Below are 14880 nucleotides of genomic sequence, written 5' to 3'. Positions count from 1 at the left end.
CGAGATGGTGGGGTGTGCGGCCGGTCGACGTCGTCCGGACCCGGGACGACAGTACCCTCGTACGGGTGGACGACGACCGGTACGGCAGTGACGTGCTCTCGGGCGACTGGCGCTCGCGCGGGGTGCAGAAGGTGCGGCAGGTGCCGCTCGAGCGGGACATGGTCCTCGAAGACCCGACGACCGGCTGGGCCGGCGCCGTGGTGCGGCTCGAGGCCGGCAACGTGGAGCTCGAGGACTGGAAGGGACGCACCCGGTCGTTCCCCTTCAGCGGGCAGTTCCTGCTCGAGGGCGAGCTCGTCACGCTGGGCCGCCCGCAGGCGCCGGTGGGGCGGTCTGCCGCCGCTGCACCGCCGGTCGGGAGGCGCGGCTCGGCCCCGGCGGTCCGACACGCGTCCGACGGTGGTCGCCTCCGCACCGCGTCCGGATCGTTCGCCGTGGAGTCGCAGCGCGCCCGGGTGGCACTGCCCTCCCGGATCATGGTGGAGGGCAAGCACGACGCCGAACTCGTCGAGAAGGTCTGGGGAGCCGACCTCCGGGTCGAGGGCGTCGTCGTCGAGGAGCTCTCCGGCGTCGACAACCTGGCCGACGTGCTCGACGACTTCCGGCCGTCGCGCGACCGTCGTGTCGGCGTGCTCGTGGACCACCTCGTGCCGGGCTCGAAGGAGTCCCGCTTCGCCGACGCCGTGATGCGGGGGAAGTGGGGCGCGCACGTGCTCGTCGTCGGGCACCCGTTCGTCGACGTCTGGCAGTCGGTGAAGCCCGCCCGTGTCGGACTCCAGGCGTGGCCGACGATCCCGCGCTCGATCGAGTGGAAGAAGGGCATCTGCCAGGCGCTCGGATGGCCCGCCGCCGAGCAGGCCGACATCGCCCGGGCCTGGCAGCGGATCCTCGGGCAGGTGCGCACCTTCGCCGACCTCGAGCCGCAGTTGCTCGGTCGTGTCGAGGAGCTCATCGACTTCGTGACCGAGCCGAAGGACTGACCACCCGGCGTCGCCCTGCGCCGCGCCGCCGTTCGGCAGTGTGCGAGGTTCCCCGCACGGTGGCATGCCCGCGGCCCCGCACGCTGCGCGGAACCTTGCACAGTGCGGCGCGCACCTCGCACGGTGCGAGCCGCGCGATCGGCCCCGGCCCGGAAATCCGCGGCGATCCCGGGCGCGGCGCATACCCTTGGAGCATGGACGGCATCGACGGACGCGTGCGCAGCGCTGTCGAGGTCTGGCTGCGCTGGCTGCCCCGCTGGCAGATCGGCACCGCGCGGCCGCGGACACGCATCTGCCGCAAGTGCACCGGTTCGCCGATCGCCACCGCCGCGGGCTTCGGACCGGACGTGCCGCACGCCGTCCAGCACGCGTTGATCGGCCGCATCTCGACGATCATCGAGGACGCCGTCGACGACTACACCGCCAAGAACCTGCCCCTGCTGCAGCGCGAACTCGAGCGGGCCGCGGCACGCAAGCGTCACGCCGGGTACCAGCCGACCGAGGGCCTGCAGCCGGAGTTCCAGGGCCTCGACGTCGACCCGGAGCCGTCACCGGGGGAGCCGTTCCTCTTCACGCTCGGCGAGCTGACCGGTACGGGCGCGCACGAGCAGGCGCCACGCGAACCCTTGTCGGACGAGGCGAAGTCGGCGCTCCGTCACGAGATCGCCCTCTCCGACGAGTGCGCCCGTTCCACGGGCACGGCGGTCTGCCTGGCGCTCATCGACCACCGGCCGCGGATCGCCGAGGCGGTCGAACGACTCGTCGAGCCGCAGATCGAGGCCCTGGTGTCGGACATGTTCCGCGGGTTCGACGGGCCGGAGGCACCGCGCGCCGGGCTGTTCTGACCGGTGTGCGGTCGAGCCGGGCGCACCTGACGGTCAGCGCTCGGCCGACACCGCCCCGCGCTCCCGTCGCCGCCCGACGGCACCGATGACGAGTCGAGCGACCCCGCGCCACCCGAGCAGGAAGACCCCGAGCACGATCGTCGCGACGATCACGAACGAGATCGGCAGGGGGTTGCCGTCCACGTCGCCCTGGCCCGTCGCCACCCGGATCGCCAACCCGACGAACACCGTGAGGACCCACACGACGACACCCGTGGGCCAGAAGCGCAGCGGGCGAGCCCACGCTCCGCTCGTCACGTAGGCGATCGCCCACCCGGCGAGGAACGGGTACGCGGTGGTCCACATCGCGAGTGCGGAGTTCGCCTCACCGTGCGAGGAGCGCCCGATCAGGGCGAACAGGACGATGAGCACGACGTCGATCACGGCTGCGAGCCAGCCCCAGGTGCGTTCGGTCACACCCCATTCTCGCAGTCGGCGATGGCCGCCCGTGGCCGTCGCCGGACTTGTGGACAGGACACGTCGTCCACAGGTCTCCGCCACTCCACCTCACCGTGCGAGCGCACCGACACGATCGACCGATGACCGGATCGCCTTCGTTCCCTGCCATCCCCGACTGTCCCTGGACCGTGGTCAACGACGGCCACCCCGACACCGCCAGGGTCATCCGTGCGCGAGCCCGCGCCGGTGAGCTCCGACGGATCGCGCACGGTCGGTACGTCCCCGCCGACACGTGGGATCTGCTCCGACCGGAGCAGCGGCACCACGTCCTGGTCCGATCGCTGGTCGACCGCATCCGACCGCGCTTCGTGGTGTCGCACCTGTCCGCCGCCGCCGTGCTCGGCGTACCGTTCCTCGGACCCTGGCCCGGACGCGTCCATCTCATCCGGCCGGGCACGGACGCACGCACGACCAGCGCCACCTTCGTCGTGCACGCCGACTTCGACCCCGAGATGCTCGGCACCTGGCAGTTCTGGAGGGACGACCTCCGAGTGACGGACCACGATCGGACCGCCGTCGACCTCGCCGTGTCCTTGCCGTTCCTCGACGGTGTGGTGGCGCTCGACCGGCTCCTGCGACTCGGCGCCGATGCGCGGGCGGTGCAGGACGGCATCGAGCGCCGTTCCGTCCGAGGACGTCGGCGTGCACTGCGCTCGCTGGAGTTCGCGGACACGGGAGCGGACACACCGGGGGAGTCCGTCGCGCGGGTCCGGCTCGACGAGTACGGAGCGCCCACTCCGGTCACGCAGCACCGTTTCCGGGAGCGCGGGCACCCCGACATCGTCGTCGACCTCTGGTTGCCGGACATCGGGGTCGTGATCGAGTTCGACGGGGAGGTCAAGTACCGGGACCGCGGCATGCGCGCCGGGGCCTCCGCCGAGGACGTCGTGATCGCGGAGAAGTACCGCGAGGACCGCCTGCGTGCGTTCGACGAGGTCCGCCAGGTCATCCGTCTGGACTGGCGTGACCTCTGGAACGAGGCGTCGTTCCGTGGCAAGCTCCGTCGGGCGCACGTCCCGATGCGCCACTGACACGCACCGTGCGAGGGTGTCGGACGGACGGCGCGAGGTTCCGCGCAGTGTGCGAGGGCGCGCGCATCCCACAGCGCGCGGAACCTCGCACACTGCGGCCAGCGCACGCCGCCCACGCGCACGCCGCGTTCACGCGCTCGTCACCTCCGGTTCGCCGGCGTCCGGCACGATCGGCGGATGACGTCGACCGCGCAGGCACCGACGGGCCGGATGGTCGCCACCGACGCTGCCCCGGACGCCGGGCGCGTCGTCCGCCGGCCCCGCCTCGTCGCCCACCGGGGTGCGCCGCGCGTCCGGCGCGAGAACACCCTGCCGGCCATCGCCGTCGCCGAGGCCCTCGGCGCGGACACCATCGAGGTCGACGTCCGCCGCACCGCCGACGGCGTCGCCGTGCTGCTCCACGACGAGACCCTCGGCCGGATGTGGGGCGACGCCCGACGCGTCCGCGACGTGGACTGGTGCGACGTCGCCCGGCTCGGCAACGGCCTCGACCGGATCCCGCGACTCGACGCCGCACTCGAACGGCTCGACGGCTGCCGGACCTCGCTGCTCGTCGACCTGACCGACCCGGAGGACGCCCTCGTCGCCGCACGGACCGTCGCGGCGCACCGGGGGAGCACCGGCGTCGCGTGGTGCGGCGCGCCCGAGGCGATGGCGGCGGTCCGCGAGGTCCTCCCGGACGCCGACGTCTGGCTCGCGTGGGAGTCGCTCGAGGCGCCGACCGCGGAGGACCTCGCGCCGCTCGCGTCCTCGACGCTGAACCTCGACGTCGCGTTCCTCACCCCGCGCACCGTCCGGGCCGCGCACGAACTCGGCCTCGTCGTCTCGGTGTGGACCGTGGACGACCCCGAGCCGGCCGTGTGGGCAGCGATGTCCGGCGTCGACTCGATCACCACGAACGACGTCGCGACGGTCCGAGCAGCGCTCGCCGAGGCGGAACGCGACGGCTGGCCCGAGCGCGACCGCGAGCCGACCGAGACCGAGGTGGCCTCCCGCGCCGAGGCACTGGCGCACCGGATCGCCCACGAGGTGATCGCCTTCACCCGTGAGCACCCGGTCGGCGAGGTCACCACGAAGGCGCACCCGGCCGACCTCGTCACCGACGTCGACCGGCTCGTCGAACAGCACGTGCGCTCCCGCGTCCGGACGGTGTTCCCGACCCACGGGTTCACCGGCGAGGAGTACGGCGACGCGCCCGGCGACCGGCACCGCTGGTACCTCGACCCGGTCGACGGCACGACGAACCTCGCGAACGGGGTGCCGTGGACCTCGATGTCGCTCTGTCTCACCCGCGGCGGTCGTCCGCTCGTCGGCGTCGTCGCCGATCCGTGGCGCGGTGAGGTGCTCGAGGCCCGGAGCGGGCGCGGAGCCACCCTCCGTGACCGGACGCTGCGCCTCGACGACGTCCCGCGGGCACTCGCCGGAGCCGTCGTCGGCACCGAGCTCGACGGACACCGGCCGTGGCCCGGGTTCGGTGCGTTCCTCGACGCCCTCGCGGCCCGGTCGTGCACGCTGCGGGTGCAGGGGTCCGGCACGCTGACGATCGCGCAGGTCGCGGCCGGGCGGGGGATCGGCGGGTGCGTGTCGGCGTTCGACCCGATCGACCACGGTGCTGCGGTGCTGCTCGTGCACGAGGCCGGCGGCGTCGTGCTCACCCGGGAGGGCCCCGTAGACGGGTTCCCGCCGGCGGGGGAGCCGTTCCTGGTGGCGCACCCGGGTGCGGCTGACGAACTGCACGCCGTGTGGACGGCAGCGCTCGCCGCCGTCTGATCGTCACCCCTGTGGGCCTGGAGGCGCGGTGCGGGCCCGACCCGCGCCTCCCGGCCCACAGGTGGGCGCGTGACGGACCGCCGGCTCTCGGGTGACTCTGTGCGGGCGTTCAGTCAGTGGTCGCCGGCGCTCCCTAGGGTGGCAGTCCACGGCACCGCTCCACGGCGGGCCGCACTGCTCCGCCGCCGGCGGGGCGCACCCGAAGGAGCATCGACCATGGGATTCCTCGACCGCCTGCTCGGACGTCCGGAGCGCGACCAGAACGGCACCGCGCAGCAGAACCAGTGGGGACAGGCGCAGCAGCCGCAGCAGCAGGGGTACCGCTACGGCCAGCAGTCCTACCACCAGCCCGCGCCCACGGGAGCGCCGGCGGCCGGCGGCCAGTACGGCACGCCGCAGTGGGGCGGCGGCGACCCGACCGGTGGTCAGCAGGCGTCGACCGACGACGAGCGTGCGGTCGAGCGCTACCGCTACCTGCTCCGCACGGCCCCGCCGGAGCGCATCGAGGAGGTCCACGCCGAGGCCTTCGCGAAGCTCACGGACGAGCAGCGCCGGATGGTCTACGACGAGTTCACCCGGTCCGCGCCGGCCGGCGAGGCCCCGCGCGGCGACGACCCGCGCTCCCTGGCCCAGGCCGCGACGCGCTCGGAGATCCGGCAGCCCGGGTTCATGGAGCGCTCGCTCGGCGGTGTCGGGAACGGTCGCGGCGGGATGTTCGGCGGTGCCGGGCAGCGCTCCGGTCCTTCGTTCGGCAGCATGATCGGCGCCTCGATCCTCGGGACGGTCGCCGGCTACGTGATCGGTTCGGCCATCATGAGCGCCTTCCTGCCGGACCCCGGATCGTTCGACGGCGGTACCGATGCTGCGGGTGACGGTGGTTCGGAGGACACTGGTGCCGACTCCGGTGACGGAGGCGCGTCCGACAGCGGCGCGTCCGACGGCGGCGGGTTCGAGAGTGCGGGCTGGGGCGACAGCGGATCCGACTTCGGCGGTGGCTTCAGCGACTTCGGTGGTGACTTCGACGTGTAGCGCGTCACGGTCGGCACCGACCATCTGATATGTTCCATGCTCGACAAGGGAGCGACATGGCCATCATCGAAGCCTCCGGGCTGACCAAGACGTACCGATCGAAGTCCGGTCCCGTGCACGCACTGGCCGGGCTCGACCTGGTGGTGCCGCAGGGCACCGTCAAGGCGCTGCTCGGGCCGAACGGTGCCGGCAAAACCACCACGGTGAAGGTGCTGACCACGCTCATCACGCCGGACAGCGGCACGGCGACGATCGACGGCATCGACGTCATCGCCGACCCGCAGGCCACCCGGCGTTCCATCGGGGTCTCCGGCCAGTACGCCGCGGTCGACGAGAACCTGACCGGGTTCGAGAACCTCGAGATGATCGGGCGGCTCTACCACCTCGGTCGTCGGACGGCGCGGGAACGGGCGCGCGAGCTGATCGACGTCTTCGACCTGGCCGAGGCCGGGGACCGCCCCGTGAAGGGCTTCTCCGGCGGCATGCGGCGGCGGATCGACCTCGCCGGCGCGCTCGTGATGAACCCCCGCGTGCTGTTCCTCGACGAGCCGACCACCGGGCTCGACCCGCGCAGTCGGCTCGCGCTCTGGGGCATCATCGAGGGGCTCGTGGCCGAGGGCACGACGGTGTTGCTCACCACGCAGTACCTCGAAGAAGCCGACCAGTTGGCGGACGACATCGCGGTGATCGACGGTGGGACCGTCATCGCCGAGGGCACCTCCGACCACCTCAAGGCCCAGGTCGGTGGCCACCGGGTCGTCGTCACGCTGGTCGACCAGACCGATGCGGACGCCGCCACGACCGTCCTCCGTCGCTACGGCGTCGGCGAGGTCGAGGCCTCCGGCGACGGCCGGACCCACGCCATCGCGGTCGAGGCCGGACCCTCGGCACTCCAGCGGGTGCTCGCCGACCTCGGTGACGCCGGCATCGAGCTGCACGACGCCGGCATGCGACGCCCCACCCTCGACGACGTGTTCCTCCGGCTCACCGGCCACGCGGCGACGGACGACGATGCGGTCGACCCGGCTGCCACGAAGCAGAAGGAGGCGGCACGATGACCGCCACCACACCCGCCACGGCACTCGGCCGGCAGCTGCCCGTCGTCGTCACCTCGCCCGCGGCGGTCTGGTTCGAGGACGGCTGGACGGTCACGAAGCGGAACCTCATCAAGATCAAGCGGTCGCCGGACATGCTCGTGTTCGCGGTGCTGCAGCCGATCATGTTCGTCCTGCTCTTCAGCCAGGTCTACGGCGGCGCGATCCAGGTGCAGGGGACCGACTACACGCAGTTCCTGATGGCGGGGATCTTCGCCCAGACGGTCGTGTTCGGCGCGACGTTCTCCGGCTCGGCGATGGCGCAGGACCTCAAGGAAGGGCTGATCGACCGGTTCCGAACGCTCCCGATGTCGGCATCCGCGGTGCTCGTCGGCCGGACGAACTCCGACCTGGTGCTGAACGGGATCTCGATGGCGATCATGATGCTCACCGGGCTCGCGGTCGGGTGGCGGGTGAACTCGTCGCCGCTGGAGTTCCTCGCCGGCATCGCGCTGCTGCTGCTCTTCAGCTACGCGTTCAGCTGGGTGATGGCGCTGCTGGGCATGAGCGTCAAGACGCCCGAGGTCATCAACAACGCCTCGTTCATGATCCTGTTCCCGTTGACGTTCATCTCGAACGCCTTCGTCCCGAGCGACACGCTGCCGCTCGTGCTGCGGGTCTTCGCGGAGTGGAACCCGGTGTCGTCGCTCGTGCAGGCCGCCCGCGAGCTGTTCGGCAACGTCGGCTCGGCACCGGTGCCGGACATCTGGACGATGCAGCACCCGATCGTGACGGTGCTGATCGGGATCGCGGTGATGCTGGTGGTGTTCGTGCCGTGGTCGGTGAACAAGTACACCCGGATCAGTTCGAAGTAGCGCTCAGAGGAGCTTCCGCTGGAGTGCCCACGCCGTGAGTTCGTGCCGGTTCGACAGCTGCAGCTTCCGCAGGACCTTCGACACGTGCGTCTCGACGGTCTTCACCGAGATGAACAGGTCCGCGGCGACCTCCTTGTAGGCGTACCCGCGGGCGATGAGCCGCATCACCTCCTGCTCGCGCGCGGACAGGCGGTCGAGTTCCGTGTCGACCTGCGCGGTCTCGCCGCTCACCGCGCCGAACGCGTCGAGCACGAAACCGGCCAGCCGCGGCGAGAACACCGCGTCACCCTCGGCCACGCGGTCGATCGCCTCGGCGACGTCGGCCTCCGACGAGCTCTTGGTGATGTACCCGCGCGCTCCCGCCCGGATCACCCGCACCACGTCGTCCGCCGCGTCCGAGACGCTCAGCGCGAGGAACCGGGTGTCCGGGTGGCCCGGGGCGGCGCGTGCGATCACCTCGGCGCCACCACCGCCCGCACCGCCGGGCAGGTGGACGTCGAGCAGGACGACGCGCGGTCGGGTCGCGGCGACGAGGTCGACGGCCTCGTCGACGGTCGCGGCCTCACCGACGACCAGGAGGCGCGGCGGCAGCCCGGCGCGCACGCCGGCCCGGAAGATGGAGTGGTCGTCCACGATGGCGACGGTGAGCGGTGCGGCCTGCGGCTGCGCGGTGGGGTCGTCGGTCACGGGTGCTCCTCGGTCGGCCGGTCGGGGGCGGTCAGGGGGAGGACCAGACGGACCTCGGTGCCGGTGCGTCCCGGCCCCGGCGCGATCGTCGCGGTGCCACCGATGCGCTGCATCCGGCCGACGATCGATTCGCGGACGCCGTAGCGGCCCTCCGGGACGGCCGCGGGGTCGAAGCCCGGCCCGCGGTCGCCGATGGCGACCTCCACGCGGTCGTGGGCGGTCTCGGCGTACACCCGGACGGTCCCGCCGGCGTGCCGAGCGGCGTTGAGCATCGCCTCGCGGGCGGCCGCGACGATGCCCTCGGGCAGGTCGGCCCGCGCCGGACCGATCGCGATCACCTCGACCTGCGCCGGGTACTCGGTCTCGATCTCGACCGCGGTCGCCCGGAGCTGGGCCCCGAGGTCGGCGGTCGGCTCGGCCTGCTCGGCGAACAGCCACGACCGGAGTTCGCGCTCCTGGGCCCGCGCGAGCCGTGCGGCGTCGGAGCCCGGCTCGGCCCGCTGCTGGATGAGCGCCAGGGTCTGCAGGACGGAGTCGTGCAGGTGCGCCGCGATCTCGGCCCGCTCGACGTCCCGCACGCGGGCGGCGCGCTCCTCGGCGAGGTCGCGGACGAGCCGGACCACCCAGGGCGCGACCACGACGGCGACGCCGAGCAGCACCGCGGTCGCGGCGGTGAGGACCGTCCAGACGTTCGGGTGTGTGCTCGAGGTGAAGAACAGCAGGATGCCGAGCACGACGAGCACGAGCGCGCCGAGGGCCCGGACGACGAGGGCGGAGGACCCCGCGGCGCGGACGTTCCGGAGGGCGTCGAGTTGCCGCCACGCGAGTGCCGCTCCGGTGGCGACGACGATCGCCGGCACGATGAACGCGAGCGGGACGTCGGCGCCCAGGCGTGAGGCGACCATCGCGCCGCCCGCCGTCAGCAGGGCGATGCCGAGCAGGATCTCCACGACCGGCGCCCGGCGCGCGTGCTCGTCCGGCGCGGCCTCGGCCTCCGCTGCGGGACGGGTCAGCACCGCCCGCAGGGACGTCGGCGCCGCCGGACCCTGGCTCGGCGTCGTCGCCCAGAGCCAGGCGTAGAGCAGGACACCGGCCCCGCCGCACACAGCCAGCACCGCGGTCGCGAGCCGCACCGCGCCGACGGGCAGCCCGGTGTGGGCAGCGAACCCACCGCACACGCCACCGACGACCCGGAGGGCCGGGCGGGACATCGTGGCGGTCGGCATGGGCCAATCCTGGCACCCCGGGTCCGCCGATCGCGGGCTCCGGGGCGGGGATCAGGGGACGATCAGGGTGAACCCCGATGGTGCCGACCGTCGGCGGCCACGATGCTGGTGGCCATGACACAACAGGACACCGGCGGCCCCGCGTCGGCGACACGGTTCTTCGACTGGATCCGGGGCATCCACGTCACCCGGTCCGACGACCGCTGGCTCGCCGGCGTGTGCGGCGCCGTCGCCGAGCGCACCGGGCTCGACCCGCTCGTGGTGCGGGGCGTCGCGATCGTCGTGGCGCTCCTCGGCGGCCCGGTGTTCCTCGCCTACGCGGCGGGATGGGCGCTGCTGCCGGACTCATCCGGACCATCCACGTCGAGCGGATGGTCCGCGGGGTGCTCGACCCGGCGCTCATCGCCATCGGCGTCCTCGTGGTGCTGACCTTCGTCCCCGCCGTCCAGGGCATCTGGTGGCAGGGCGTCCCGGTGGCGTGGGGGATGCCGGGATGGCTCTCGGCCACGCTCGGGACCGCGTGGACGATCGCCCTCGTGGGGTGCGCGGTGTGGCTCGTGGTGGTGCTGGGGCGCCGGGGCTCGCGGCCGGCAGCCGGCGAGCAGGCGGAGCCGGGCACGCGGCGCGACTTCTGGACGAGTGCCGACGACCCCGCGCCGACGCCGTGGGCGGCGACGGGCGCGACGACGGCGGGTGGACCCGACCACGTCGCTCCCGGTGGGTCCGCGGCGGGGGCGAGCAGCGCCTCCTGGCAGTGGGACACGACCTCCGCGGCGGACCGACACCGTCAGCACACCGAGCGGATGCGCGCGGAACGGCAGCGTCAGGCGGGACGGCGTGCGGAGCGAGCCGACCGGCTCCCCGGTGCCGGGTACGTCGCCGTGAGCCTGGGCCTCGCCCTCGTCGTCGCAGCCGGCGTCGCGGTGTGGGCGCAGCAGACCGACCTGCCCGTGCCGGTGCTCGGGATCGCCGCCGCGGTCGCCGTGCTCGCCGTGGCGACCGTCGTGGCCGGCGTGCGCGGACGGGAGAGCGGTGGCCTCGGGCTGTTCTCGACCATCGGGGTCGTCGCGCTCGTCGTGACGGGGGTGCTGCCGACCGGCACACAGGTCACGGTCGTCGGCGGGACCACCTGGCGGGTGGACGACGTGCGGCCGGGCACCGAGCGGAACTACGCGATGGTGGTCGGTGGGCCGACGCTGGACCTCCGCGGGCTTGACGAGGCCGACGGCGGCGGGACGGTGAACCTCTGGCTCGGAGCCGGGGGAGCCGAGGTCCAGCTGCCGACCGACGCTCCCGTCCGGGTCCGGGTGAGCGGCATCGGGTACGGCGTCGAGCTCCGTCCGGACGACGACGCGGACGACAGCCTCGGTGGCGCGCTCGGCACGACGACCGTCGAGAACCGGGCAGCGCGATCGGCGGACGCCGCCGAGACCACGACCGTGCACGTGTGGGTCATCGGCGGTGGCGTCGACGTGCCGCGCGCCGTGACCGTCGACCAGTGAGGAACGAGACGATGACGAACGACGAGACCACCCCCGACGACCGGACCACCCCCGACGACCGGACCACCCCGACCACCCCGACCACCCCGTTCGACGGGGCCCCGGCACCCGCTCGCCGCCCGCGCCGTGCACCCCGCTTCGGCACGGTCTTCTGGGGGGTCGTCCTCCTCGTGTTCGCCGCCGCGATGGCCGTGAGCGCCCTGCCGTGGTTCACCGTCGACCCGATGACGCTCCTGCTCGGGGCCTGCCTGACCGCCGGGGTCCTGCTCGTGGTGGCCGGTGTCGCGGCGGTGATCGCGAGACCACGGCGCTAGGACGGCCTACGATCGTGTCCGTGACCGCGACAGACGCCGAGCGGGCCGCGGAACGCGACGCGACCGAGCCTCCCCTCGACCGAAGCACCCGTGTGCGTCGCTGGATGCTGCACGGGGCCGACCAGGGCGCCTCGCACCAGGGCCCGCACCAGGTCGAGGTGGAGAAGACCCACTCGTGGTGGCGCGTCATGTGCCTCACGGGCGTCGACTACTTCTCGACGCTCGGGTACCAGCCCGCGATCGCCGCGCTCGCCGCCGGGCTCCTGTCGCCGATCGCGACGATCGTGCTCGTGCTCGTCACGCTGTTCGGCGCGCTGCCGGTGTACCGCCGGGTCGCGCAGGACAGCTTCCGGGGCGCCGGCTCGATCATGATGCTCGAGAAGCTCCTGCCCTGGTGGGCCGGCAAGCTCTTCGTGCTCGTGCTGCTCGGGTTCGCGGTGACGGACTTCATGATCACGATGACGCTGTCCGCGGCGGACGCGACGGCGCACATCGCCGAGAACCCCTTCACGCCGCACTGGTTCACCGAGATCCCGGTGCCGCTCACGCTCGCGCTGCTGCTCCTGCTCGGGGTGGTGTTCCTCCGCGGCTTCAAGGAGGCGATCGGCATCGCGGTCGCGCTCGTCGCGGTGTACCTGTTGCTCAACGCGGTCGTCGTCGGGGTGTCCCTGTGGCACGTGTTCGAGAACCCGATGGTGGCGAGCGACTGGTGGAGCGGCCTCACGGCGCAGCACAGCAACCCGCTCGTGATGATCGGCATCGCCCTCATCGTCTTCCCGAAGCTCGCGCTGGGCCTGTCCGGCTTCGAGACCGGCGTCGCGGTGATGCCGCAGGTGCGCGGCGACGCGTCCGACGACACCAGCGCCCGACCCGAGGGGCGGATCCGCGGGACGAAGCGCCTGCTCACCGTCGCCGCGGTCATCATGAGCTCGTTCCTCATCACCTCGTCGATCGTCACGACGTTCCTCATCCCGCAGCAGGAGTTCCAGCCGGGCGGCGGCGCGAACGGGCGGGCGCTGGCGTACCTGGCGCACGAGTACCTCGGTGGCGTGTTCGGCTCCGTGTACGACTTCTCGACGGTCGCGATCCTCTGGTTCGCCGGTGCGAGCGCGATGGCGGGTCTGCTCAACCTCGTGCCCCGGTTCCTGCCCCGCTACGGCATGGCACCGCAGTGGGCGCGGGCGACCCGGCCGCTCGTGATCATCTTCACGCTCATCGCCTTCGTGATCACGATCATCTTCCAGGCGAACGTCGACGCGCAGGGCGGCGCCTACGCCACGGGCGTGCTCGTCCTCATCACGAGCGCCGCGGTCGCGGTGACCCTGTCGGCCCGACGCAAGCAGCAGAAGAAGCGCACGATCGGGTTCGGCATCATCGCCGTGGTCTTCGTGTACACGACCGTCGCGAACGTCATCGAGCGGCCGGACGGCGTCCGGATCGCCGCGATCTTCATCATCGCGATCGTGGTGGTCTCGCTGGTCTCCCGCGTCCGCCGGTCGTTCGAGCTCCGCGCGTCGTCGATCGAGCTCGACGCCACGGCCCGGCAGTTCATCGAGGCCGACGCCGACCAGTTCAGCTCGGTCTGCATCATCGCGAACGAACCGGGTGCCGGCACGGCCGAGGCGTACCGGTCGAAGGGGCGCGAGGAACGCCGCGACTCCGGCATCCCCGCCCGCGTGCCGACGATGTTCCTCGAGGTCCTGCCCGCCGACTCCTCCGACTTCGAGGAGGACCTCGTCGTCGAGGGCCACGTCATCCACGGGCACCGCGTGCTCAAGGTCCGGTCGGGCAACGTGCCGAACACGATCGCGTCGACGCTCCTCGCGATCCGGGACATCGCCGGCGTCGTCCCGAGCATCTACTTCGAGTGGAACGAGGGCAGCCCGATCCGCAACGCCATCCGCTTCGTGTTCACCGGCGTCGGTGACGTCGCGCCCGTGACGCGCGAGGTGCTGCGCGAGGCGGAGCCCGACGTGAACCGCCGACCGAGCGTCCACGTGTCGTGACGGGCGGGGCGGACGCGAGCCGCGCCTCCAGGCCCGTGGGCGGACTCGCGGCGGTCCTCGTCGCCGCGGGCGTGTGGGGGACCACCGGCACCGCGACGCACTTCGCGCCCGGGGTCCCCGCGTTCGTGTTCGGGGCCGTGACGTTCGGCCTCGGCGGGATCGTCCTCGCCCTCGGCGCCGGTCGCGGCACGCTCCGCGCGGTCGCCGACCCGGCGAGCCGTCGCTGGGCGCTGCTCGGCGCGGCGTCGCTCGTCGTCTACGCGGTCGCGTTCTACGCGGCCCTCGCCGACGCGGGCGTCGCGCTGGGCACGACGGTGGCCATCGGGTCGTCGCCCGTGTTCGCGGGGCTCGTCGAGTGGGTGGCGGACGGGAGGCGCGTCACGCGCAAGTGGGTCGTCGCCACCCTGGTGAGCGTGGTCGGGATGGTCGTCGTGACGCTCGCGCGGTCCTCCGAGCATGCGGGCGCGTCGGGTGGTTCCGATCGGGACGGGTCGCTCGTGCTCGGGCTCGGGAGTGCGCTGCTCGCCGGTCTGACGTACGCGCTGTACTCGTGGGCGGTCGCGCGGGGCATGCGTGCGGTGTCCGTTCCCGTCGCGCTGCCCGGCGGTGTGTCCCTGCCGGCTCGCGCGTCCCTGCCGGGTCGCGGGTCCTTGCCGGCTCGCGCGTCCCTGCCGGCTCGTGCGTCGCTGCCGGGTCGCGCTTCCCCGCCGGCTCGCGCGTCCCTGCCGGGTGAGCGTGGACTCGTCGGTGCGGTGTTCGGGCTCGCGGCGGTCCCGCTCGTGGTGCTCGCCGTCGTGGGCGGGCAGGCGTCGCTCGGGGTCGCGGCGAACTGGCCGGTGTTCCTGTACCTCGCGCTCGTGCCGACGGTGCTCGGCCACTCGCTGTACGCCGTCGGGCTGCGGTCCGTGAGCGCCTCGGTCGCGACGCTGCTGTCGTTGTTCGAGCCAGTCGTGGCCGCGGTGCTCGCCGTGCTCGTGGTCGGGGAGCACCTCGGTGCCGGCGGCTGGGTCGGCATCGGGCTGGTGGTCGTCGGGCTGGCGGTCCTGGCCGTGCCGGAGCGCACGCGCGCCTAGCGGTGCGGGT

Annotated in this window: 15 protein-coding genes; 12 read left to right on the top strand and 3 right to left on the bottom strand. The window is 73.0% G+C overall.

Features of this window, described 5'->3' with window-relative positions; translation table 11 throughout:
• The first annotated feature begins 65 nt into the window (after positions 1-65).
• The gene (locus WFH25_RS08720) at positions 66-980 is read left to right on the top strand and encodes a DUF3097 domain-containing protein (RefSeq protein WP_229086739.1); all 915 of its coding nucleotides are present in this window, start codon (positions 66-68) and stop codon (positions 978-980) included.
• A 194-nt stretch (positions 981-1174) separates the two neighbouring features.
• Positions 1175-1825, top strand: a complete 651-nt coding sequence (locus tag WFH25_RS08715) for a spermidine/putrescine ABC transporter substrate-binding protein (protein WP_070416650.1) — start codon at positions 1175-1177, stop codon at positions 1823-1825.
• A gap of 33 nt (positions 1826-1858) precedes the next feature.
• Here the strand turns inward: WFH25_RS08715 and WFH25_RS08710 are convergent, their stop codons facing one another.
• Positions 1859-2281, bottom strand: a complete 423-nt coding sequence (locus WFH25_RS08710) for a DUF3054 domain-containing protein (RefSeq protein WP_336697429.1) — start codon at positions 2279-2281, stop codon at positions 1859-1861.
• 122 nt (positions 2282-2403) lie between these two features.
• On the opposite strand from WFH25_RS08710, the gene WFH25_RS08705 reads away from it, so the two are divergent.
• The 5 genes from WFH25_RS08705 (at position 2404) to WFH25_RS08685 (ending at position 8062) form a co-directional block, all read left to right on the top strand.
• Complete coding sequence (locus WFH25_RS08705; RefSeq protein WP_336697428.1) at positions 2404-3354, top strand: hypothetical protein; 951 nt, start codon at positions 2404-2406, stop codon at positions 3352-3354.
• 177 nt (positions 3355-3531) lie between these two features.
• On the top strand, positions 3532-5124 hold the full coding sequence (locus WFH25_RS08700) for an inositol monophosphatase family protein (protein ID WP_336697427.1): 1593 nt from the start codon (positions 3532-3534) through the stop codon (positions 5122-5124).
• A gap of 216 nt (positions 5125-5340) precedes the next feature.
• The gene (locus tag WFH25_RS08695; protein ID WP_336697426.1) at positions 5341-6153 is read left to right on the top strand and encodes a hypothetical protein; all 813 of its coding nucleotides are present in this window, start codon (positions 5341-5343) and stop codon (positions 6151-6153) included.
• A gap of 56 nt (positions 6154-6209) precedes the next feature.
• Entirely contained in the window at positions 6210-7211 is a 1002-nt protein-coding gene (locus WFH25_RS08690; RefSeq protein ID WP_229086745.1) for an ATP-binding cassette domain-containing protein, read from the top strand.
• Complete coding sequence (locus tag WFH25_RS08685) at positions 7208-8062, top strand: ABC transporter permease (RefSeq protein ID WP_070416645.1); 855 nt, start codon at positions 7208-7210, stop codon at positions 8060-8062. Before WFH25_RS08690 ends, WFH25_RS08685 begins: the two co-directional genes overlap by 4 nt.
• A gap of 3 nt (positions 8063-8065) precedes the next feature.
• Here the strand turns inward: WFH25_RS08685 and WFH25_RS08680 are convergent, their stop codons facing one another.
• Positions 8066-8749 carry a LuxR C-terminal-related transcriptional regulator gene (locus WFH25_RS08680; protein ID WP_070416644.1) on the bottom strand — a complete coding sequence of 228 codons (684 nt, stop codon included), beginning with the start codon at positions 8747-8749 and terminating at the stop codon, positions 8066-8068.
• Positions 8746-9975: an ATP-binding protein gene (locus WFH25_RS08675; protein WP_336697425.1), complete on the bottom strand. Its 1230-nt coding sequence runs from the start codon at positions 9973-9975 to the stop codon at positions 8746-8748. Before WFH25_RS08675 ends, WFH25_RS08680 begins: the two co-directional genes overlap by 4 nt.
• A 114-nt stretch (positions 9976-10089) precedes the next feature.
• Between WFH25_RS08675 and WFH25_RS08670 the strand changes: the two genes are divergently transcribed.
• From WFH25_RS08670 to WFH25_RS08650, 5 genes are all read left to right on the top strand, one after another.
• The gene (locus WFH25_RS08670; RefSeq protein ID WP_336697424.1) at positions 10090-10404 is read left to right on the top strand and encodes a PspC domain-containing protein; all 315 of its coding nucleotides are present in this window, start codon (positions 10090-10092) and stop codon (positions 10402-10404) included.
• The gene (locus tag WFH25_RS08665; protein WP_336697423.1) at positions 10302-11477 is read left to right on the top strand and encodes a hypothetical protein; all 1176 of its coding nucleotides are present in this window, start codon (positions 10302-10304) and stop codon (positions 11475-11477) included. Before WFH25_RS08670 ends, WFH25_RS08665 begins: the two co-directional genes overlap by 103 nt.
• A gap of 11 nt (positions 11478-11488) precedes the next feature.
• Positions 11489-11791: a hypothetical protein gene (locus WFH25_RS08660; protein ID WP_336697422.1), complete on the top strand. Its 303-nt coding sequence runs from the start codon at positions 11489-11491 to the stop codon at positions 11789-11791.
• 104 nt (positions 11792-11895) lie between these two features.
• Positions 11896-13797 carry an amino acid transporter gene (locus WFH25_RS08655; protein ID WP_374115171.1) on the top strand — a complete coding sequence of 634 codons (1902 nt, stop codon included), beginning with the start codon at positions 11896-11898 and terminating at the stop codon, positions 13795-13797.
• Positions 13794-14870 carry an EamA family transporter gene (locus tag WFH25_RS08650; protein WP_336697421.1) on the top strand — a complete coding sequence of 359 codons (1077 nt, stop codon included), beginning with the start codon at positions 13794-13796 and terminating at the stop codon, positions 14868-14870. The genes WFH25_RS08655 and WFH25_RS08650 overlap by 4 nt, the downstream gene beginning before the upstream one ends.
• Positions 14871-14880 lie beyond the last annotated feature (10 nt).

Origin of the sequence: Curtobacterium sp. USHLN213 (assembly GCF_037144815.1) — a bacterium.
Lineage (GTDB): Bacteria > Actinomycetota > Actinomycetes > Actinomycetales > Microbacteriaceae > Curtobacterium.
The sequence above is the reverse complement of the archived record's forward strand: the minus strand, read 5'-3'. Positions and strand labels throughout refer to the sequence as shown.

Bases quoted from the DNA above. Each gene is read 5' to 3' on its own strand.
- WFH25_RS08715 (WP_070416650.1), top strand. From the start codon at position 1,175: ATGGACGGCATCGACGGACGCGTGCGCAGCGCTGTCGAGGTCTGGCTG.
- WFH25_RS08705 (WP_336697428.1), top strand. From the start codon at position 2,404: ATGACCGGATCGCCTTCGTTCCCTGCCATCCCCGACTGTCCCTGGACC.
- WFH25_RS08700 (WP_336697427.1), top strand. From the start codon at position 3,532: ATGACGTCGACCGCGCAGGCACCGACGGGCCGGATGGTCGCCACCGAC.
- WFH25_RS08695 (WP_336697426.1), top strand. From the start codon at position 5,341: ATGGGATTCCTCGACCGCCTGCTCGGACGTCCGGAGCGCGACCAGAAC.
- WFH25_RS08690 (WP_229086745.1), top strand. From the start codon at position 6,210: ATGGCCATCATCGAAGCCTCCGGGCTGACCAAGACGTACCGATCGAAG.
- WFH25_RS08685 (WP_070416645.1), top strand. From the start codon at position 7,208: ATGACCGCCACCACACCCGCCACGGCACTCGGCCGGCAGCTGCCCGTC.
- WFH25_RS08675 (WP_336697425.1), bottom strand. From the start codon at position 9,975: ATGCCGACCGCCACGATGTCCCGCCCGGCCCTCCGGGTCGTCGGTGGC.
- WFH25_RS08670 (WP_336697424.1), top strand. From the start codon at position 10,090: ATGACACAACAGGACACCGGCGGCCCCGCGTCGGCGACACGGTTCTTC.
- WFH25_RS08665 (WP_336697423.1), top strand. From the start codon at position 10,302: ATGGGCGCTGCTGCCGGACTCATCCGGACCATCCACGTCGAGCGGATG.
- WFH25_RS08660 (WP_336697422.1), top strand. From the start codon at position 11,489: ATGACGAACGACGAGACCACCCCCGACGACCGGACCACCCCCGACGAC.
- WFH25_RS08655 (WP_374115171.1), top strand. From the start codon at position 11,896: ATGCTGCACGGGGCCGACCAGGGCGCCTCGCACCAGGGCCCGCACCAG.